19 protein-coding genes are annotated in these 19,521 nt (G+C 67.1%); 12 read left to right on the top strand and 7 right to left on the bottom strand.

Annotated features, from left to right (window positions below; translation table 11 throughout):
* Positions 1-5: 5 nt before the first annotated feature.
* Both J2W23_RS16060 and J2W23_RS16055 read left to right on the top strand, forming a co-directional pair.
* The gene (locus J2W23_RS16060) at positions 6-1,172 is read left to right on the top strand and encodes an acyl-CoA dehydrogenase family protein (RefSeq protein WP_307649423.1); all 1,167 of its coding nucleotides are present in this window, start codon (positions 6-8) and stop codon (positions 1,170-1,172) included.
* A gap of 210 nt (positions 1,173-1,382) precedes the next feature.
* Positions 1,383-1,685: a Dabb family protein gene (locus tag J2W23_RS16055; protein WP_176660683.1), complete on the top strand. Its 303-nt coding sequence runs from the start codon at positions 1,383-1,385 to the stop codon at positions 1,683-1,685.
* A gap of 9 nt (positions 1,686-1,694) precedes the next feature.
* Here J2W23_RS16055 and J2W23_RS16050 read toward each other — a convergent pair whose 3' ends face one another.
* Complete coding sequence (locus J2W23_RS16050; RefSeq protein WP_307649422.1) at positions 1,695-2,960, bottom strand: DEAD/DEAH box helicase; 1,266 nt, start codon at positions 2,958-2,960, stop codon at positions 1,695-1,697.
* 30 nt (positions 2,961-2,990) lie between these two features.
* On the opposite strand from J2W23_RS16050, the gene J2W23_RS16045 reads away from it, so the two are divergent.
* The 7 genes from J2W23_RS16045 to J2W23_RS16015 all read left to right on the top strand — a co-directional run bounded on the left by J2W23_RS16045 (position 2,991) and on the right by J2W23_RS16015 (position 8,664).
* Positions 2,991-3,368 carry a translation initiation factor Sui1 gene (locus J2W23_RS16045; protein ID WP_176660685.1) on the top strand — a complete coding sequence of 126 codons (378 nt, stop codon included), beginning with the start codon at positions 2,991-2,993 and terminating at the stop codon, positions 3,366-3,368.
* Positions 3,369-3,379: 11 nt separating this feature from the next.
* Positions 3,380-3,616, top strand: a complete 237-nt coding sequence (locus J2W23_RS16040) for a DUF3820 family protein (protein WP_042580460.1) — start codon at positions 3,380-3,382, stop codon at positions 3,614-3,616.
* Positions 3,617-3,794: 178 nt separating this feature from the next.
* Positions 3,795-4,208, top strand: a complete 414-nt coding sequence (locus J2W23_RS16035) for an RNA recognition motif domain-containing protein (protein ID WP_307649421.1) — start codon at positions 3,795-3,797, stop codon at positions 4,206-4,208.
* A 250-nt stretch (positions 4,209-4,458) separates the two neighbouring features.
* A complete protein-coding gene (locus J2W23_RS16030) occupies positions 4,459-4,947 on the top strand; it encodes a tripartite tricarboxylate transporter TctB family protein (RefSeq protein WP_307649420.1) in 489 nt (162 codons plus the stop codon).
* 12 nt (positions 4,948-4,959) lie between these two features.
* Positions 4,960-6,471, top strand: coding sequence for a tripartite tricarboxylate transporter permease (locus J2W23_RS16025; protein WP_176660688.1), 1,512 nt, complete (start codon positions 4,960-4,962; stop codon positions 6,469-6,471).
* Positions 6,472-7,107: 636 nt separating this feature from the next.
* A complete protein-coding gene (locus tag J2W23_RS16020) occupies positions 7,108-8,343 on the top strand; it encodes an ammonium transporter (protein ID WP_307649419.1) in 1,236 nt (411 codons plus the stop codon).
* An 18-nt stretch (positions 8,344-8,361) separates the two neighbouring features.
* Positions 8,362-8,664 (top strand): hypothetical protein, encoded by a 303-nt coding sequence (locus J2W23_RS16015; protein WP_176660690.1) that lies wholly within the window; start codon positions 8,362-8,364, stop codon positions 8,662-8,664.
* A gap of 129 nt (positions 8,665-8,793) precedes the next feature.
* On the opposite strand, the gene J2W23_RS16010 is transcribed toward J2W23_RS16015, so the two are convergent.
* The gene (locus J2W23_RS16010) at positions 8,794-9,921 is read right to left on the bottom strand and encodes an ABC transporter substrate-binding protein (protein ID WP_176660691.1); all 1,128 of its coding nucleotides are present in this window, start codon (positions 9,919-9,921) and stop codon (positions 8,794-8,796) included.
* A gap of 61 nt (positions 9,922-9,982) precedes the next feature.
* Here J2W23_RS16010 and J2W23_RS16005 point away from each other — a divergent pair, with 61 nt between their 5' ends.
* The 3 genes from J2W23_RS16005 to J2W23_RS15995 are packed head-to-tail and all read left to right on the top strand — an operon-like array spanning position 9,983 to position 13,474.
* The gene (locus J2W23_RS16005) at positions 9,983-12,046 is read left to right on the top strand and encodes a molybdopterin-containing oxidoreductase family protein (protein WP_307649418.1); all 2,064 of its coding nucleotides are present in this window, start codon (positions 9,983-9,985) and stop codon (positions 12,044-12,046) included.
* Positions 12,043-13,167 carry an aminopeptidase gene (locus J2W23_RS16000; RefSeq protein WP_307649417.1) on the top strand — a complete coding sequence of 375 codons (1,125 nt, stop codon included), beginning with the start codon at positions 12,043-12,045 and terminating at the stop codon, positions 13,165-13,167. The genes J2W23_RS16005 and J2W23_RS16000 overlap by 4 nt, the downstream gene beginning before the upstream one ends.
* The gene (locus J2W23_RS15995) at positions 13,160-13,474 is read left to right on the top strand and encodes a polyhydroxyalkanoic acid system family protein (RefSeq protein WP_307649416.1); all 315 of its coding nucleotides are present in this window, start codon (positions 13,160-13,162) and stop codon (positions 13,472-13,474) included. The genes J2W23_RS16000 and J2W23_RS15995 overlap by 8 nt, the downstream gene beginning before the upstream one ends.
* A gap of 14 nt (positions 13,475-13,488) precedes the next feature.
* On the opposite strand, the gene J2W23_RS15990 is transcribed toward J2W23_RS15995, so the two are convergent.
* From J2W23_RS15990 to J2W23_RS15970, 5 genes are all read right to left on the bottom strand, one after another.
* Positions 13,489-14,226, bottom strand: a complete 738-nt coding sequence (locus tag J2W23_RS15990; protein WP_307649415.1) for an SDR family oxidoreductase — start codon at positions 14,224-14,226, stop codon at positions 13,489-13,491.
* Positions 14,223-15,749, bottom strand: a complete 1,527-nt coding sequence (locus J2W23_RS15985; protein ID WP_307649414.1) for an FGGY-family carbohydrate kinase — start codon at positions 15,747-15,749, stop codon at positions 14,223-14,225. Before J2W23_RS15985 ends, J2W23_RS15990 begins: the two co-directional genes overlap by 4 nt.
* Positions 15,750-15,761: 12 nt before the next feature.
* A complete protein-coding gene (locus tag J2W23_RS15980; RefSeq protein WP_307649413.1) occupies positions 15,762-16,892 on the bottom strand; it encodes an alcohol dehydrogenase catalytic domain-containing protein in 1,131 nt (376 codons plus the stop codon).
* Positions 16,893-17,022: 130 nt separating this feature from the next.
* Positions 17,023-18,003, bottom strand: a complete 981-nt coding sequence (locus tag J2W23_RS15975; RefSeq protein WP_176660698.1) for an ABC transporter permease — start codon at positions 18,001-18,003, stop codon at positions 17,023-17,025.
* The gene (locus J2W23_RS15970) at positions 18,000-19,514 is read right to left on the bottom strand and encodes a sugar ABC transporter ATP-binding protein (RefSeq protein ID WP_307649412.1); all 1,515 of its coding nucleotides are present in this window, start codon (positions 19,512-19,514) and stop codon (positions 18,000-18,002) included. The genes J2W23_RS15975 and J2W23_RS15970 overlap by 4 nt, the downstream gene beginning before the upstream one ends.
* Positions 19,515-19,521: the final 7 nt, after the last annotated feature.

The raw sequence follows: 19,521 nt of genomic DNA, 5'->3' as shown, positions 1-19,521 counted from the left end.
CTCTCGTGGACGCAGAACTTCAAGCTGACCGCGCAGCGCTCGCCGACACGGTGCAGCGCTTCGCCGAGAGCGAGATCGCGCCGAACGTGCAGGCGTGGGACGACACGGGCGAATTTCCGCGCGCGCTCTATGCGCGCGCCGCCGAACTCGGTCTGCTGGGCCTTGGCTATCCCGAGGCACTGGGCGGCACGCCGGCCTCGTATTCGCTCAAGCTCCCCGCATGGATCGCACTCGCGCGCCACGGCAAGAGCGGCGGCGTGCTCGCGAGCCTGTTCTCCCACAACATCGGCCTGCCGCCGGTGGTGCTGCATGCGAGCGACGAGGTCCGCAACGAGGTCGTGCCCGCGGTGCTGCGCGGCGAGAAGATCGCGGCGCTCGCGATCACCGAGCCCGGCGGTGGCTCCGATGTGGCGGCGCTGCGTACGACAGCAAAACGCGACGGCGACCACTACGTGCTGAACGGCGAGAAGACCTTCATCACCTCGGGCATGCGCGCCGACTGGATCACCGTAGCCGTGCGCACCGGCGAAGGGCGCGGCGCGGGCGGCGTCTCGATGCTGCTCGTGCCCGGCAGTTCGGCCGGCCTCACGCGCATACGCCTCGCGAAGATGGGCTGGCTGTGCTCCGACACCGCGACGCTGCACTTCGACAACGTGCGCGTGCCGGCGCGCTATCTGCTCGGGGACGAAGGTGCGGGTTTTCGCATCATCATGAGCAACTTCAACGGCGAGCGCGTCGGCCTCGCAGCCGGCGCGCTCGGCTTCGCACAGGCCTGCCTCGACGAGGCGCTGGCTTGGTCGCGCGAACGCAAGACCTTCGGCGCCGCGCTCATCGAGCACCAGGCGGTGCGCCACAAGCTGGTGGACATGCAGATGCGCATCGCCTCCACCGAGGCGTGGCTCGAAGCCGTGTCCGCCGAAGGCGACGCGCACGAAGCGGCCGGCCGCTTCAACGCGCCCGAGTGGGTCGCGCAGGTCTGCATGCTCAAGAACCACGCAACGCAGACCATGCAGTTCTGCGCCGACCAGGCGGTGCAGATCCTCGGCGGCATGGGCTTCATGCGCGGCACGGTGAGCGAGCGCATCTACCGCGAGGTCAAGGTGATGATGATCGGCGGCGGTGCCGAGGAAATCATGAAGGAGCTGGCCGCGCGGCAGCTCGGTTGGCTGTAGAGCCTCGCCTTTCCGCCAACGGAAAACTGTTCTTCATCGGCGAGGTGCGCGAGGCATGGCCTTTCGCGCGGGGCCTGCTTACCATCGACCGCACACCGGGGCCGTCGTTCCGGCGCCCCTTCATCTGCATCCGGCAGGAGCCCGCGTGATCTTTGTTTTCCACCTCCTCGACAAGCTCGATTCCACCGAATGAGCGGGCGAGCACCATCCATGTTCAAGCACATCGTGATGTGGGACCTGCGCGGCGATTCGTCGGAAGAGAAGGCGAAGGCCACGCAGTTGCTCAAGCGCAAGTTCGAATCGCTGCGCGGCCAGATTCCCGGACTGCTGCACATCGAGGTAGGTGTCGATTCGAGCCGCATAGCCTACGCCTGCGACGTGGTGCTCTACAGCGAGTTCGACAGCCAGGCATCGCTCGACGGCTATGCGACGCATCCTGCGCATCTGCGTGTGCGCGAGGAGTTGGGCGACCTGCGGATCGCGCGGCACCAGGTCGATTACGCGACGGAGTGACCGGCGCGGTCAGTCGTTCTTTTCGGATTCGCCTTGCTGCGCGGCCTGCGCCGCCGCACGCAGCTTGTCCTTCTTGCTCGGCCGCTTGCCCTTGATGCCGCCGGTGCCCGACGCGTCGACCAGCGGCACGGCCACCTCGGTCGGCTCGAACCCTTCGATGCGCTCGCGCGGCAGGCTCAGGCCCTGGCGCTTTTCGATCAGACGGAAGTGCGCCTCGGTCGATGCGCTCACGAAGCTGATCGCCAGGCCGCTTTCGCCCGCGCGGCCCGTGCGGCCGATGCGGTGGATGTAGTCGGTGGGCGAGCGCGGCAGGTCGTAGTTGATGACCACGGGGAGCTGCGCGATGTCGATGCCGCGCGCCGCGAGGTCGGTGGCGATCACCACGTCCCAGCGGCTCTCCTTGAACTGCGCAAGGATGCCGGTGCGCGTGCCCTGCGCGATGTCGCCATGGAAGGGCACCGCGTACACGCCGTTCTTGTAGAGCTTCTCGGCCACGATCTGTGCCGAGTGCTGCGTGGCGACGAACACCAGCACGCGCTCCCACTCGTTCTCTTTCAGCAGATGGCGCAGAAGCTGCGTGCGGCGGTTCGTATCGACCTCGATCACGCGCTGCACGATGTTCGGCTCGGTGCCCGGCTCGCCCTGCACGTCGATGACCGCGGGGTCGCGCAGCATGCCATCGGCCAGCGACTGGATGGCCGGCGGGAAGGTGGCGGAGAAGAGCAGGTTCTGCCGTTGCGCCGGCAGCAGCGCGAGGATGCGGCCGAGCTCTTCGGCAAAGCCGAGGTCGAACAGGCGGTCGGCCTCGTCGAGCACCAGCATCGAGACCGCGCCCAGCTTGAGCGCGTTGTGCTCGACCAGATCGAGCAGCCGGCCGGGCGTGGCGACGACGATATCGGCGCCGCCGCGCAGGCTCATCATCTGCGGGTTGATCGAGACGCCGCCGAAGGCGATGGCGATTTTCAAGCGCTCGGGCAGGTGCTGCGCGAGGCTGCGCATCGTCTCACCGACCTGCGCCGCGAGCTCGCGCGTGGGCACGAGCACCAGTGCGCGCACGCGGCGCGGCGACAGTGCGGGTTCGGCGGCCAGGCGCTGCAGCAGCGGCAGGGAAAATGCGGCTGTCTTGCCGGAGCCGGTCTGCGCCGAGCCCCGCACGTCGCGGCCCTGCAAAATCGCGGGGATGGCCGCGGCCTGGATGGCTGTCGGCGCGGCATAGCCGCTTTCGGCGGCAGCCTGCACGAGCGCGGGGGCCAGGCCCAGTGAGTCGAATGGCATGTGAGCAGACAGAGAGAAGAGATGGATCGAATGGCGACGACAAAAAGCAATCAGGCCAGCACCCTGGTGTATTCCACCGAGGCGGGCGGCCGCATGTGTCCCGATTGCCGTGCGCCGATGGCGCAATGCCGCTGCAAGGAACTCGAGAAGGCGCGCGCGCCGGCCACTGACGGCATTGTGCGTGTATCGCACGAGACCAAGGGCCGCAAAGGGAAGGGCGTGACGGTCATCAAGGGCCTCGCGCTGGACGCCGCGGCGCTCGCGGCGGCGGGCAAGCAGCTGAAAACGGCCTGCGGCTCGGGCGGCACGGTGAAGGACGGCACCATCGAGATCCAGGGCGATCACCGCGAACTGGTGATCGCCGCGCTCGTGAAGCAGGGCCACACCGTCAAGCGCGCCGGAGGCTGAGGAACCCACCCATGAAACCCGAAGACCTGCAGCGCCTGGTGACCCTCGAAATGCCTTTTGGCAAACACAAGGGCACGCTGATCGCCGATTTGCCCGGAAATTACCTGACCTGGTTCGCCCGCGAGGGTTTTCCCTCGGGAGAAATTGGCCGGCTGCTCCATTTGATGCATGAAATAGACCACAACGGCCTGTCGGAGCTGCTCAAACCGTTGCGAAACCGCCCGTCGCGCCGGGATGTTTCTCAATAACACACGATTTCCCACGCTTTTTTGCAAAGGACCGGGATAATTCGCCCCACGTGTCTGTGAGCTTTGCTCCCGTGCACGTAATTCGGTGATCGGTCAGTTTCGCGCCACAGCGCACTTGTTTGTTGTGATTCTGGGACTCCATCGCTTTGTTTTGTTGGTTTGAATTAGGAGTCCCTCCATGGGCAAGAAACTCTACGTAGGCAACCTCGCCTACTCCGTGCGTGACAACGACCTGGAACAGGCTTTCGGCGAGTTCGGCTCGATCGTCAGCGCCAAGGTCATGATGGAACGTGACACCGGCCGTTCGAAGGGCTTCGGCTTCGTCGAAATGGGTTCGGATGCCGAAGCACTCGCAGCCATTGAAGCCATGAACGGCCATTCGCTCCAGGGCCGCGCCCTGACGGTGAACGAAGCCCGTCCGATGGAAGCACGTCCCCCCCGCACCGGCGGTGGTGGCGGCTACGGCGGCGGCGCTGGTGGTGGCGGCTACGGTGGTGGTGGCGGCGGTTACGGCGGCGGCGGCGGTGGCCGTAGCGGCGGTGGCGGCGGCGGTTACGGTGGTGGCGGCGGCGGTGGTCGCGGAGGCTACTAAGCCCTTACCCACGCTCGCGAGAGCCTCGGCTCTCTGAATGAATGAAAAGCTCCTTCGGGAGCTTTTTTCGTTTCCGGACCACCCCGCTTCTCTTTTTCCAGGGGCACCGAGGACCCGGCTTCACGGGCCGAAAACGTCGCTCCGGGGAGAACCCTGATCCTGGCCTAAGCATTTGTCCTTACCGGAGCGGTCAGCCAACGGTCAGCCGCGGACGACGACCCTCACCTCTCCAAAACAGAGGGTCGAGGCAATGAAGATCAAGAGTCAGGCGGACTTCTTTTCAGGGGTCATGTTCACCACCGTGGGGGGCGCGTTCGCGATAGGCGCCACCACCTACACCGTCGGCAACGGCGCCCGCATGGGCCCTGGCTATTTCCCGCTCATGCTGGGCATCCTGCTGGCCATCCTCGGGGTGGTCATCATGTTCCAGGCCATGGTGGTGGAGACCACCGACGGCGACAAGATCGGCAAATGGGCCTGGAAGCCGCTGGCCTTCGTGCTCGGCGCCAACCTCGCGTTCGGCGTCCTCCTGGGCGGCCTGCCGAGCATCGGCCTGCCGGCGATGGGAATGATCATCGCGATCTACGCGCTCACGATCATCTCCAGCATGGCCGGCGAGCACTTCAAGCTGCGCGACGTGCTCGTGCTCTCCACCATCCTGGCGGCCGGCAGCTACGTGGCCTTCATCTGGGCGCTCAAGCTGCAGATCCAGGTCTGGCCCACTTTCATTTCGGGCTGAGGAGCACACACCATGGACCTGATCCACAACCTTTCCATCGGTTTCGGCGTTGCCTTCACCTTCACGAACCTGCTGTATTGCCTCCTGGGCTGCATCCTGGGCACGCTGATCGGCGTGCTGCCGGGCATCGGCCCGGTCGCCACCATCGCGATGCTGCTGCCCGCCACGTATGCGCTGCCGCCCGTCTCGGCACTGATCATGCTGGCTGGCATTTACTACGGCGCGCAGTACGGCGGCTCGACCACCGCCATTCTGGTGAACCTGCCCGGGGAATCGTCCTCGGTGGTCACCTGCATCGACGGCTACCAGATGGCCAGGCAGGGCCGCGCAGGCCCCGCACTCGCGGCCGCGGGCCTGGGCTCGTTCTTCGCTGGCTGCGTCGGCACGCTCATCCTGGCCGCCTTCGCGCCGCCGCTGACCGAGCTGGCCTTCAAGTTCGGCCCGGCCGAATACTTCTCGTTGATGACGCTGGGCCTGATCGGCGCCGTGGTGCTGGCCTCGGGCTCGCTCCTGAAGGCGGTGGCAATGATCGTGCTGGGCCTCCTGCTCGGCATCGTGGGTACCGACGTGAACTCGGGCGTGGCCCGCTTCAGCTTCGACATTCCCGAGCTCACCGACGGTATCGGCTTCGTGGTGATCGCCATGGGCGTGTTCGGCTACGGCGAAATCATCGGCAACCTCTCGCAGCCCGACGACGAGCGCGAAGTCTTCACGCACAAGGTCAAGGGCCTGTGGCCCACCAAGGACGACTTCAAGCGCATGACGCCCGCGGTGCTGCGCGGCACAGCCCTGGGCTCAGCGCTGGGCATCTTGCCCGGCGGCGGCGCGCTGCTGGCGGCTTTCGCGGCCTATGCACTGGAGAAGAAGATCAAGATGCGCCCCGGCGAAGTGCCCTTCGGCAAGGGCAACATCCGCGGCGTGGCATCGCCCGAGTCGGCCAACAACGCCGGTGCGCAGACCTCCTTCATTCCGCTGCTGACGCTGGGCATTCCGCCCAACGCGGTGATGGCGCTGATGGTGGGCGCGATGACGATCCACAACATCCAGCCCGGCCCGCAGGTGATGACCAGCAACCCCGAGCTCTTCTGGGGCCTGATCGCCTCGATGTGGATCGGCAACGCGATGCTCATCGTGCTGAACCTGCCGCTGATCGGCATGTGGATCAAGCTCTTGACGGTGCCCTACAAGTTCCTGTTCCCCGCCATCGTGCTGTTCTGCGCCATCGGCGTGTACTCGACCAACAACAACACCTTCGACGTGTGGATGGTCGCGATCTTCGGCTTCATCGGCTATTTGTTCCTGAAGCTCAAGACCGAGCCGGCCCCGCTGCTCTTGGGCTTCATCCTCGGGCCGATGATGGAAGAGAACCTGCGGCGCGCGCTGCTGCTGTCGCGCGGTGCGTGGAGTGTGTTCGTCACGCGGCCGCTGTCTGCCGGGTTGCTGGTGGCTGCGGCGGCGCTGCTGTGCATCGTGCTGCTGCCGTCGATCAAGGCCAAGCGCGAAGAGGCTTTTGTCGAGGAATAGGCCCGCCTCGCCGTTCCTGGGCAAGCCCCTGCACGAAAGCGCAGGGGCTTTTCTCATTTCAGGACGCCACGTCGGCGGCCGTGCCCCATATCGACGCGCTCTTGTTGGTGCCCGGCGACGTCGTCGGTGGTGCGCTCGGAAGGGCCCCAAGCAGCGCCGATCCAGGATCAATCCGCCTCGAATCGGCAAATCCCGCAGGCACCGGGTCGCCCCTCGCAGGGGACATTTCGGCGACGAGAGAGCCTCTTCCAGGTGCTACTGAAAAGATAGCTATAAAGGTTTGCTGCTTAAGGCCAAACCGGAGAAAAGGATCTGCCCGACGCCTGCCGCGCGGGCAATAAAAAAGGCGCCGACCAGCGGCGCCTTTCAAGTTCGAAGTGGCATCTCGTACGGAGCCTTGAAGGATTTTTCTTTTTGAAGGGGGAAATTGTCTCCTCGGACCCTCGGCAGCACGAGCAGGGCCCGTTCGCGAGTGCGCAGACTTTATGTGCTGCACCGCACCAGTGCATTGGGAATTACCCGCTTTGCCTTACTGCGAACGGCCGGTTCGCAAACCAAAGTGTTTCCGGTAGTTAACGATGTGGCACGACTCGTGCACGTAGCGCCACACCTGACAACTCGAAGAAGCGCACCGCCATGGCCCTGGTTCCGCAAGCCTCCATCAACGCGGCCGACACCGCCTGGATGATGACGTCGACCGCGCTGGTGCTGCTGATGACGCTGCCCGGCATCGCGCTCTTCTACGCCGGCATGGTGCGGCGCAAGAACGTGCTGGCCACCATGGCGGCCGTCGTGGCGATCGCCGCGGCGGTGTCGCTGACCTGGTTCACCTTCGGCTACTCGCTGGCCTTCACTGCGGGCTGGCCCTGGCTCGGCGGCACCGGGCGCTTCTGGTTCTCGGGCTTCGAGTACCTCAAGGAGGCCGGGCAGATCGCGGTGAGCCACGTCGCGCCCAACGTGCCCGAGTCGGTCTATGCGATGTTCCAGCTCACCTTCGCGATCATCACCACCGCGCTGGTGCTGGGCGCGTTCGTCGAGCGGATGCGCTTCTCGGCGGTGCTGTGGTTCGCGCTGCTGTGGAGCGTGCTGGTCTATGCGCCCGTCGCGCACTGGGTGTGGGAGCCGGGCGGCTGGCTCGCGCAGATGGGCGCGCTCGATTTCGCGGGCGGCTCGGTGGTGCACGTCAACGCGGGCATCGCGGGGCTGGTGTGCGCCTATGCGCTCGGCCCGCGCAAGGGCTACGGGCGCGAGGCCTTCGAGCCCTACAGCCTGGCGATGACGATGATGGGCGCCGGCCTCCTCTGGGTCGGCTGGTTCGGCTTCAATGCGGGCTCGGCGGTCGCGGCCGACGGGCGCGCGGGCCTGGCGATGCTGGTCACCCACATCGCGGCGGCGGCCGGTGCGATGAGCTGGATGATCGGCGAGTGGATCGTGCGGCGCAGCCCTTCGCTGCTGGGGCTCTGCTCGGGCCTCGTGGCCGGGCTGGTGGCGATCACACCGGCTGCCGGCTTTGTCACGCCGCTCTCGGCGCTGGCCATCGGCGCCATCGCGGGCCTGGCCTGCTACTGGGGTGCCACGGGCTTGAAGCACATGCTGGGCGCGGACGATTCGCTCGACGTGTTCGGCGTGCATGGCATTGGCGGCATCGTGGGCGCGCTGCTCACGGGCGTGTTCGCCGACGCACGCATCTCGGGCGCGGCCGGCAATGTACTGACGCAGGCCATCGCCGTCGGCAGCGTGGCGATCTACAGCGCGGTGGGAACGGCGATCGTGCTGTTCCTGGTGCATGTGCTGGTCGGATTGCGCGTCGATCCCGAAAGCGAACAGCTGGGCCTCGATCTTGCTCAGCACCGTGAACACCTGGGAGCCTGACCACCCGAGGGAGACACCATGCCATCCATGTCCGAAAGCGAACGCATCGCGCTTGCAGCCCGTCTTCACGTGGCACTGCGGCGAAAGCACGGGCGCGTGACCGACACCGAATGGATGGCCACCAATGCCGAGTACGCCGCCGAGATCGTGCGCATGACGCGGGCGCACGCGGCGGAAACCAAGGACGAGGAACTCGACCAGCTCGCGACGCGGCTCGAGCAGGCGATGGAGCCGCTGGCGCGGGCTGCGCGGCTGGCGGCGCGGCAGCCCGATGGGAATCCACCTACGCCGCCGCCTCGCTATGTGGGTGGGTTGAGGTGAGGTTGGCGTTCGGGGTTGGGCACAGGCCGCCGGGTACGCCCCTCCGCGAATGTGAATGTCCTTCGGCCCGCGCACCCGCCCTGGTGTGAACGGTGCGATTTCATGCGCAGTTATTTGCGGGACAGCACACTAGGTCCGAACCCGCCCGTCGCCGGTCAGCATCGACAACTCGACGAACTTCGACCCCACGTGGTTCTTCGCCGAGAACGACACCTCGAACCCGCCGAACTGCTGCCGGTCGATGCTCTCCAGCCCTCCGACGAGGCTGTCTCGCGTGACCTTGCCCGAAGCCTTGCGCAGCCCCTCGGTCAGTACCTTCGCGGCCAGGTAGCCCTCCATGCTTGAGAAGTTCGCACTGGCCCCGCCGCCCGCCTTGCGCACCGCTTCGACGAATTCGCGCGTGATCGCATTGGCCGGGTTGTAGGGCGAGGGCACCACCTGCGTCACCATCACGCCCGCGGCTTCCTTGCCGAGTTCGTCCGCCAGCGCCTGCGTGCCGACGAACGACAGGTTGATGAAGGTGCCGCCATAGCTCGCCTTGCGCGCCTCGCGGATGAAGGCCGCGCAGGCCTTGTACGCGCCCACCTGCACCACCGCATCGGGCCGCGCGCCCACGATGGCCTTCACCGCCTGCGCCACGTCGGCCGAGTTGCGCTCCACCGTGGCCATGGCGATCGGTTTCAGGTCCATCTGCGACAGCGCCAGCGTCACCCCGTCGAGTCCGGCCTTGCCGTAGGCATCGTTCTGGTAGAAGACCGCGATCTTCTTCAGCCCCAGGTGGGTGAGCTGCTTGACCATCAGCGCCGTCTCGTCGTTGTACGAGGCGCGCAGGTGGAACACGTTCTTGTGGAAGGGCTCCCGCAGCGACATCGCGCCGGTGAACGGCGCGATGAACGGCACCTTCTCCTTCACCGCCAGCGGCAGCGCGGCCAGGCTGGTCGGCGTGCCGATGTAGCCGAAAAGGGCGAACACGTCCTCCTCGATCAGCTTCTGGGTGTTGGCGGCGCAGCGGTCGGGCTCGTAGCCGTCGTCCAGGTTCTTGATCACCACGTTGCGGCGGCCGGGCTGGGCGTTGTACTGGTCCAGGAACACCTTGGCGCCCTGGTGGAACTGGATGCCCAGCTGCGCTGCCGGCCCGGTGAATGGCGCGGACTGGCCCAGCACGAGGGGCGCTTCCGCCTGCGCCTGCGCGATGCGGACGCCGCCCAGCGTGGCGGCGGCGCCGACGGCCAAAGAAAAATGCCTGCGATTCACCATGGTGAAAAACTCCCTCTGCGCCCGCTGCGCGTTTTTCTCGCACTCAAATTAGACTTGTCCGATGCCCCACGCACCAGACTCCCTGGAAGCAACAACGACTTCCCCCGCTCTCACTACCACCGTGCTGGGCGCCTGCCCCCACGATTGCCCCGACACCTGCGCGCTCGTCACCACCGTCCGCGACGGCGTGGCCGTGAAGCTGCAGGGCAATGCCGCCCACCCGCACACCGGCGGCGTTCTGTGCACCAAGGTGTCCCGCTACATCGAACGCAACGACCATGCCGAGCGGCTGGTGCAGCCCATGAAGCGCGTCGGCCCCAAGGGCAGCGGCCAGTTCGAGCCGGTTTCGTGGGACACCGCGCTGGACGGCATCGCCGCGCATCTTCGGTCATTGCGGTCCGATCCGGAAACAATTCTCCCCTACTCTTATGCGGGCACCATGGGCCTGGTGCAGGGCGAATCGATGGACCGGCGGTTCTTCCACAAGCTGGGCGCGTCGCTGCTGGACCGCACGATCTGCTCGATGGCCGGCGGCGAGGCGATGGTCCACACGCTGGGCGGCAAGGTCGGCATGCGGATCGAGTTCTTCGCCGAGGCCAAGCTCATCCTCATCTGGGGCAGCAATTCCATCGCCAGCAACCTGCATTTCTGGCGCCACGCCCAGGCCGCCAAGCGCGCCGGCGCACGGCTGGTGTGCATCGACCCGCGCAAGACCGAAACAGCCGACAAGTGCGACGAGCACATCGCGCTCCTGCCCGGCACCGACGCCGCACTGGCCCTGGCGCTGATGCACGAGCTGATCGTGCACGACTGGCTCGACCACGACTACATCGCCAACCACACGCTGGGCTGGGAACAGCTGCGCGAGCGCGCGCTGCAATGGCCGCCTTCGCGCGCGGCCGAGGTCTGCGGCATTCCCGAAGCGCAGATCGTGGCGCTGGCCGAGGCCTACGGCACGACGAAGCCCGCGGCCATTCGCCTGAACTACGGCATGCAGCGCGTGCGCGGCGGCGGCAACGCGGCCCGCGCGGTCGCCTGCCTGCCGGCGCTGGTGGGCGCATGGCGCGACCGGGCGGGCGGGCTGCTGCTGAGCAGCTCGGGCCATTTCCCGGTTGACCGCGCCGCGTTGCAGCGCCCCGATCTGCTCGCGGGCCGCCGCCCGCGCACCATCAACATGAGCACCATCGGCGACGCGCTGCTCGACGAAGCCAAGCCGGTGAAAGCCATCGTGGTCTACAACAGCAACCCCGTCGCGGTGGCGCCCGATTCGGCCAAGGTGGTCGCGGGCTTCGCGCGCGAAGACCTCTTCACCGTGGTGCTGGAGCAGTTCCGCACCGACACCGCCGACTACGCCGACTACCTCCTGCCCGCCACCACGCAGCTGGAACACTGGGACATCCACTGCAGCTACGGCCACACCGACGTGCTGCTGAACCGCCCCGCGGTCGCGCCGCGCGGCGAGGCCCGCAGCAACGCCTGGGTGTTCCGCGAGCTGGCGCGCCGCATGGGCTTCGACGAGCCCTGTTTCTCGGACGACGACGAAGCGCTGTGCCGCACCGCGTTCGCCGAGAACGCCATCGACTACGCACAGATGCTGACCCAGGGCTTCACCACCGTGAAGCTGCCCGAGGCGCCTTTTGCCGAAGGCAGGTTCCCCACGCCTTCGGGCCGCTGCGAATTCTTCAGCGCGCGCCTTCAGGCCATGGGCATGGACGGCCTTCCGGACCACGTGCCCAACTGGGAGCCGGCCGGCAGCTCGACCGAGTTTCCGCTCGCGATGATCTCGCCGCCCGCACGCAATTTCCTCAACTCCACCTTCGTCAACGTGACGAGCCTGCGCGCCATCGAGGTCGAGCCGCTGCTCGAAATCCACGAGGCCGACGCCGCCGCGCGCGGCATCGAAGACGGCGCGATGGTGCGCGTGTTCAACCAGCGCGGCGAGCACCGCTGCCGCGCCGAGGTCTCGCGCCGCGCGCGCCAGGGCGTGGTGCACGGCATGGGCATCTGGTGGCGCAAGTTCGGTAGCGACGGCACCAACGTCAACCAGCTCACGAGCCAGCGGCTGACGGACATCGGCCGCGGCCCGACCTTCTACGATTGCCTGGTGCAGGTCGAACGCGCGTGAGGGGGCTGTCCGCATTGACGCTGGCCGGCGCCCTGTTCCTCACGGGTTGCGCCGACCTCGGCTACTACTGGCAATCCGCCAGCGGCCACATCGGCATCATGCGGGCCGCCAAGCCTGTGCCCGAATGGCTCGCGGACCCGGCCACCTCGGCGCCGCTGAAGGCCAAGCTCGAACTCACCCAGCGCATCCGCCGCTTCGCCTCGGCCGAACTCGGCCTGCCCGACAACGCGAGCTACAAGTCGTATGCCGACCTGCACCGACCCGCCGCCGTGTGGAACGTGGTGGCCGCGCCGCCGTATTCGCTCACGCTCAAGAGCTGGTGCTTCCCGGTGGCTGGCTGCGTGGGCTACCGCGGCTACTACAGCGAGGACGCGGCCAAGGCCGAAGCCGAGGCGCAGCGCGCGCTCGACCTCGAAGTGGCCGTGTACCCGGTGCCCGCGTATTCGACGCTCGGCTGGATGAACTGGGCCGGCGGCGATCCGCTGCTCTCCACCTTCATCGGCTACCCCGAGGGCGAACTCGCGCGCCTCGTGTTCCACGAGCTCGCGCACCAGGTGCTGTACGTGCCGGGCGACACAGTGTTCAACGAGTCCTACGCCACGGCGGTCGAGCGCATCGGCGGCGGCATGTGGTTGCAGCGCGAAGCCGGCGAGGCGGCGAGGCGCGAGTACGCGCAGTTCGACGGCCAGCGCCAGGAATTCCGCGCGCTCGCGCTCAACACGCGCCGCGCGCTCACGCAGGTGTATGAGTCACCCGAGGCCAAGGCCAAGGACTGGCCCGCCGTCGAGGCGATGAAGAAGGCCGCGATGGCCGACTTCCGCGCGCGCTATGCCGAGCTGAAGAAGGGCTGGCAGGGCCCTCGCCAGAACGCCTACGACGGCTGGGTGGCGCGCGCGAACAACGCGGCCTTCGGCGCCCAGGGTGCGTACGACGACCTGGTGCCGGCGTTCGAGGCGCTGTTCGACCGCGAAGGCCGCGACTGGCCGCGCTTCTACACTGAGGTCCGGCGCATTGCCGCGCTGCCGACCACGGAAGAACGCCGGAGTGCCCTGCAGGCCGCCACGGGCATCCTGCAGACCCATTCCAGCGACAACAACGACAACGGAGATCACGGTGCCTGACATCCATATCGAGAGAAACCACACGCTGGGCATCGCCGGCGCCCGCGAAGTTGCGCGCCAATGGGTGCAGCAGGTCGAAGAGGACTACGGCCTGGAGTGCACCTACACCGAGGGCAAGACCTGCGACGTCGCCCAGTTCAGCCGGCCCGGCATCGACGGTACGGTCGAAGTCACGGCAAGCACCTTCAAGCTCGAAGCCACGCTGGGTTTCCTGTTCAGCAGTTTCAGCGAGCAGATCGAACAGAAGATCTCGCGCAACCTCGATGAGCTGCTCGATGCGCCGAACGGCGGCACTCGTTTCGCCTGAACGTCCGAACCGGCTCAGACGATCGTGTAGCCCCCGTCGACCGGCAGCGCCACGCCGCTGACCATCGACGCGCCACCCGAGAGCAGGAAGAGGACCGGCGCCACCACCTCCTCGACCTCTGCAAACCTTCCCATCGGAATGTTCCTCAGGACCGCCGCGCTCTTCGCCGGATCGGCCCAGGCCTCTGCGGCCATCGGCGTGAGCGTGACCGTTGGATTCACGCTGTTCACGCGGATGCCGTGCGGCCCGAATTCGAGGCACAGCGAGCGCGTGATCGCGTCCATCGCCGCCTTCGAAGCGCAATAGCAAAGGTGCGCATCGAGCGCGACCAGCGCGGCCTGGCTCGACACGTTGACGATGCTGCCGCGCACGCCGGCCGCGATCATCGCCTTGCCGCAGCGCGAGGCGACCAATGCCGCGGCGCGTGCGTTGACTGCCATCACGGCGTCGAAGCTTTCGGCCTGCAGGTCGAGCGCGGATTCGAGCAATGCGATGCCGGCGCAGTTCACCACGAGGTCGAAGGCCGGCAACGTTGCGAGCGCGCGTTCCAACGCCGCCGCGTCGCCCACGTCGATGACCAGTGGCGTGCAGCCGGCCTCTGCGTGCAGCGCATCGAGCGCCGCCGCGTTGCGGCCCACGGCCGTCACCGACGCGCCCGATTGCGCAAGCCGCACCGCCACCGCGCGGCCGATGCCGCTGCTTGCGCCGGTCACGAGTGCGCGCCGGCCGGAGAAGTCGAAGGAGATCGTCATGTCAGCCGGTGCATCGCATCGCGCAACGCGGGGTAGAGAGATTTGTAGATATCGAAGCGATCGCGATAGACCGCTTGCGCCGCGGGCTCCGGCCGCGCGCGTTCCACCAGCGTGACCCAGCCGCGCTCGGCCGTCGTCGCATCGACAAGCCCTGCGCCGAGCGCCGCGAGCATCGCCGCACCAAGTGCAGCCTCGACCTCTTCCTCGATGGTGAACACCGGGTAGCCCGTGATGTCCGCCACGATCTGCATCCACAGGTCCGAATGCGCCGCACCGCCGACCACGATCAGGCGGTCGTCCAGCGGCTGCCCGCTTTGTCGGCCCGCTTCGATGTTGTGCTGCAGCGCGAAGCTCACGCCTTCGAGCACTGCGCGATAGAGGTGCGCGCGGCTGTGCGCGAGCGAGAGGCCGATGAACGCACCTTTGGCCTGCGCATCCCAGATCGGGCTGCGCTCGCCCATGAGGTACGGCAGGAAGACCAGGCCCTCCGCGCCGGGCGGCACGTCGACGGCCTTGCGCTCGATCAACGCGTGCGCGTCCTCGCCGGTGCGCGCGGCCTCGGCGACCTCGGCCTGGCAGAAGGCTTCGCGGAACCAGGTGACGGCCGCGCCCGCGGTGATCGCGCCACCGAACACATAGCTGCGGTCCGCGCCGCGGTAGACGTGCGGCATCGTGATGAGCTTGTGGCGCGCATCGACCGTCGGGCTCACGAAGCCCCAGCACATGCTGGTGCCGATCATCGCGACATGGTCGCCGCTGCCGGTGACGCCCGCGCAGAAGGTGGCCACCGCCGCGTCGACGCCGCCGGCCATCAGCGGCATGCCTTCGGCGAGGCCGAGCTTCGTGGCCCATTCGGCGCGCAACCCACCGACCACGTCGCTGGATTCGACCAGGCGCGGCGGCATCATGCGCGCCGGAATGCCCAGCATGCCGAGCGCTTCATCCGACCACGCGCGCCGCGCCGCGTCGTACACGCCGCCGATGTTGCCGGCCGAGCTGTGGTCGACCGCGAGCTCGCCGGTCAGCCGCCAGTTGATGTAGCTGTTGGGCGGCAAGAAGTAGCGCGTCTTCGCCCACACCTCGGGCAGGTGCTCGCGCACCCACAGCATCTTGGTGTAGCCGTAGTAGCTGTCCACGCCGTTGCCGGTGATGGCCTGCAGCCGCGCCACATCGACCGTCGCGTTCACTGCATCGACCTCGGCGGTGGCGCGCCGGTCCATCCAGATGAGGCACGGGTGCAGCGGCTGCATGGCCTCGTCGACCGGGATGCCCGCGCCGCCGTAGAGGCTGCTCACGCACATCGCGGCGATGTCCGAAGCGGCGATGCCGCTCTTCGCCACGCAGGCCCGTACGCTCTCGCACACCGCGTCGAACCACACGGCAGAGTCCTGTTGCGCCCACAGCGGCTTCGGCGTTTCGGGCTGGTAGGCCGCGCTCGCCTGCGCATGCACCTTGCCGTCGATGCCGACCAGCAGGCACTTGGTGCTTTGCGTGCCGATGTCGACGCCGATCACGTATTTCATGGTTGCTGTCTCTCAGGATCGGGGCTGCGGCTTGAGCAGCACCTTGATGGAATCCAGCGAGTTTGCCAGCGCAAACGCGCGCTCCCATTCGGTGAGCGGAAAGTCGTGCGTCACGATGCCTTTCGAGGTGACGAGCCCGCGCGCCAGCAGGTCGATGGCAATCGGGTAGCAGTACGGCCCCAGGTGCGCGCCGCGCACGTCGAGTTCCTTGCGGTCGCCGATGATCGACCAGTCGGCGCTCGTCTCCGAACCGAACACGCTGAACTCGACGAAGCGGCCGAGCTTGCGGATCATCTCCAGGCCCTGCGTCACGCCGATGGGCGCGCCGGTGGTCTCGATGTACACGTCGCAGCCGTAGCCTTCGGTCAGACCCTTGACGATGGCGTCGGCGTTCTCGGTCTTGGGGTTGATCGTCACGTCGGCGCCGAACTCTTTCGCGAGCGCGAGGCGCTCGGGCACGAGGTCGATCACGATCAGCTTCTTGGGTGTCTTCAGTGCCGCGGCCTGCACCATCATCAGGCCGAGCGGGCCGGCACCGGCGATCACCACCACGTCATCGAGCTGGATGTCGCCGCGGTTCACCGTGTGGATCGCGCACGAGAGCGGCTCGATGATGGCCGCGTCTTCCAGCGAGATGCCGTCGGGAATCTTGTGCACGCGCGACGTGGGCGGCAGCCGCATGTAGTCGGCCATGCCGCCATCGGCCACGATGCGCTGGAAGCCGAAGATGTTGTGCACCTCGCACATCCAGTACTTGCCGGAAGTGCAGAAGCGGCACTTGCCGCAGGGCACGATCTGCTCGGCGATCACGCGGTCGCCTTTCTCCACGCCGAAGTGCTCGGCCGCGCCTTCGCCGAGCGCCTCGACATAGCCGAAGAATTCATGGCCCGGGATGACCGGCGCCTTGACCCACGAGGGCTGGCCGTCGCCGCCCCAGAACATCTTCGCGCCCGAGTGGCACTTGCAGTCGGAGGCGCAGATGCCGCAGGCGGCGATGGAGATCAGCAGTTCGTTGCGGCCGATGGTGGGCATCGCGACGGTTTCGAGCCGGTAGTCCTTCGGGCCGTGGCACACGACGGCCTGCATGGCGGCAAGTTCGCCGATGGCGCCCGATGCGCCGGGCTGGAGTTTCTGGTAGCTCATGGTTCTCTTTTCTCTGAGGGGTTGGGGTTGTTCGTGGAACACCGCGGAACCGGCTTTGCCGGGCCGCAGGTGTTGCCCCCGGTAGGGGGAAGGAGAAGCGACACGCAGTGCGCGGAGCCTGGGGGCGAGCTCATCTCTTTGCTTCTCGGCTGATGAAGATCGCAAGGAGGACGATGCCGCCCTTGATGATCAATTGCAGGTACGGCGACACGCCGATCATGTTGAGACCGTTGTTCAGCACGCCGAGCAAGAGCGCTCCGACCAGCGTGCCGACGATGGCGCCACGGCCGCCTGCGATGGACGTGCCGCCCATCACCACCGCCGCGATGGCATCGAGCTCGAAGCCCACGCCGACACCGGGTTGCCCGCTGGTGACGCGCGCCGCCTGCACGATGCCGGCAATGGCTGCCGTAAGACCGCTCAACGCATAGACGAGCAGCTTGTAGCGAGACACGCGAACGCCGGACAGGCGCGTCGCTTCCTCGTTGCCGCCGATGGCATACACATACCGCCCGAACGGCGCCATGTTCAGCAGCACGTACGCCACGAGGTACGTCGCCAGCATGATGAGGATCGGCACCTTGATGCCAGCGAGCACGCCGCCGCCGAGGAAGGCAAACGACTCCGGCAGCCCGTCGATCGGATAGCCCCCGGTGTAGATCAGCGCAATGCCGCGCGCGATGCCCATGGTGGCCAGCGTCACGATGATCGGCGGCATGCGCAGGTACGCGACGCAGTAGCCGTTGAAGAGGCCGATCACCACGCCCACCGCAAGCCCGAGCGGCACGGCAAGCATCGGCGGCAGCCCGAACTGCACCATCATTCCCGAGGCCAGCGTGCCCGACAGCGCCACCACCGCGCCCACCGACAGGTCGATGCCGCCGGTGAGGATCGCCGCCGTCATGCCCACCGCGATGATCGCGTTGATCGACGACTGCAGCGCGATGTTCTGCAGGTTGCCCCACGAGAGAAAGTTGTCGGTCGCGACGATCATGAAGACCGAGATCGCGACCAGCCCCACCAGCGGGAGAAAGGCCGTGGAACGGCGCAGCTGGGTGAAGAATCCGCCGGAAGGAACCGGCGGCGCGGGATGGCTGGCGGTGGCATTCATTGCGAACCTCCTGTGGTTGCGTGGCGCATGATGTCGCCCGAGTTGATGGAGTCGCCCTCCAGCGTGGCCACGATGGACCCGCCCGAGAACACGGCGACGCGGTCGCACATGCCGACGATCTCGGGCAGCTCGCTCGAGATCATCACGATGGCTTTTCCCTGGCGCGTGAGTTCGCGCATCAGGCTGTAGATCTCGGCCTTGGCGCCCACGTCGATGCCGCGCGTGGGCTCGTCGAAGATCAGCACCTCGCTCGCATGCCCGAGCCAGCGCGCGATCACCACCTTCTGCTGGTTGCCGCCCGAGAGCGTGGCCACGCGCGTCTCGATGCTGGGCGCCTTCACGCCGACGCGCCTGGCGAGCTCGCCGGCCGACTGCTTTTCCGACCGCTGGCTCACGAGCCCGGCGCTTCGGTGCCTGCCCAGGTTGTTCATCGAGATGTTGAAGCGGATCGTGAAGTCGGTGATCAGCCCCTCCACCTTGCGGCTCTCGGGCAGGAGGCCGATGCCGTTCGCGAGCGCTTCGGTCGGGTCGTTCAGGCGCACGGGCTTGCCGTTGCGCAGCACCGTCTTGCGGTGCACGCGGTCGGCGCCCATCATCCCGAGCGCGAGTTCGGTGCGGCCCGAGCCCACGAGTCCCGCGAAGCCGAGGATCTCGCCTTCGTGCAGGTCGAAGCGGTTGACCGGCCCGCCCCTGGCGAGCTGGATCTCGGGCACTTCGAGCACCTTGCGCCCGCGCGGCGCAGGCACGGGCTTGGGCGGAAAGTTGTGCTCGATCCTGCGGCCGACCATCATCTGGACCAGCGCATCCACATCCGTTGCGCCCACGTCCGCATGCCCCGCGTTGGCGCCGTCGCGCAGCACGCTGATGCGGTCGCACACCTCGAAGATCTCGTCCAGGTGGTGCGAGATGAAGATCATCGCCACGCCCTTGGCGCGCAGCTCCCGCATGATCTTGAAGAGGTGCCCGGCCTCGTTCGGCGTGAGCGTGGCGGTCGGCTCGTCGAGCACCAGCAGGCGCGCCTTCAGCGACAGCGCCTTGCCGATTTCCACGAACTGCTGCTGCGCGACCGAGAGCCGGCAGATCGGCACATCGAGGTCGATCTGCACGCCCAGCTCGTCGAAGAGCTGCGCGGCCGAGCGCTTCATCGCCGTCTTGTCCATCAGCCCGAAGCGGTTCTTCAGGTAGCGGCCGAGAAAGATGTTCTCCACCGCGTTCAGGTAGGGGATGAGGCTGAACTCCTGGAAGATGATGCCGATGCCCGCCGCAATCGCGTCGTTGTAGCCCGCGAACTGGCGCTCGCTGCCTTCGATGAAGATGCGGCCCTCGTCGGCCTGGTAGATGCCGCCGAGGATCTTCATCAGCGTCGACTTGCCCGCGCCGTTCTCGCCGAGCAGCGCGTGCACCTCGCCCTTGCGGATCGAGAGGTCGATGCCCGAGAGCGCCTTCACGCCCGGAAAGCGCTTGGACACGCCTTCCAGCCGGAGCATTTCTTCGCCTTCTGCACAGGTCATGGCTGAT

The organism is Variovorax boronicumulans, from assembly GCF_030812215.1.
Classification (GTDB): domain Bacteria; phylum Pseudomonadota; class Gammaproteobacteria; order Burkholderiales; family Burkholderiaceae_C; genus Variovorax; species Variovorax boronicumulans_C.
The sequence above is the reverse complement of the archived record's forward strand: the minus strand, read 5'-3'. Positions and strand labels throughout refer to the sequence as shown.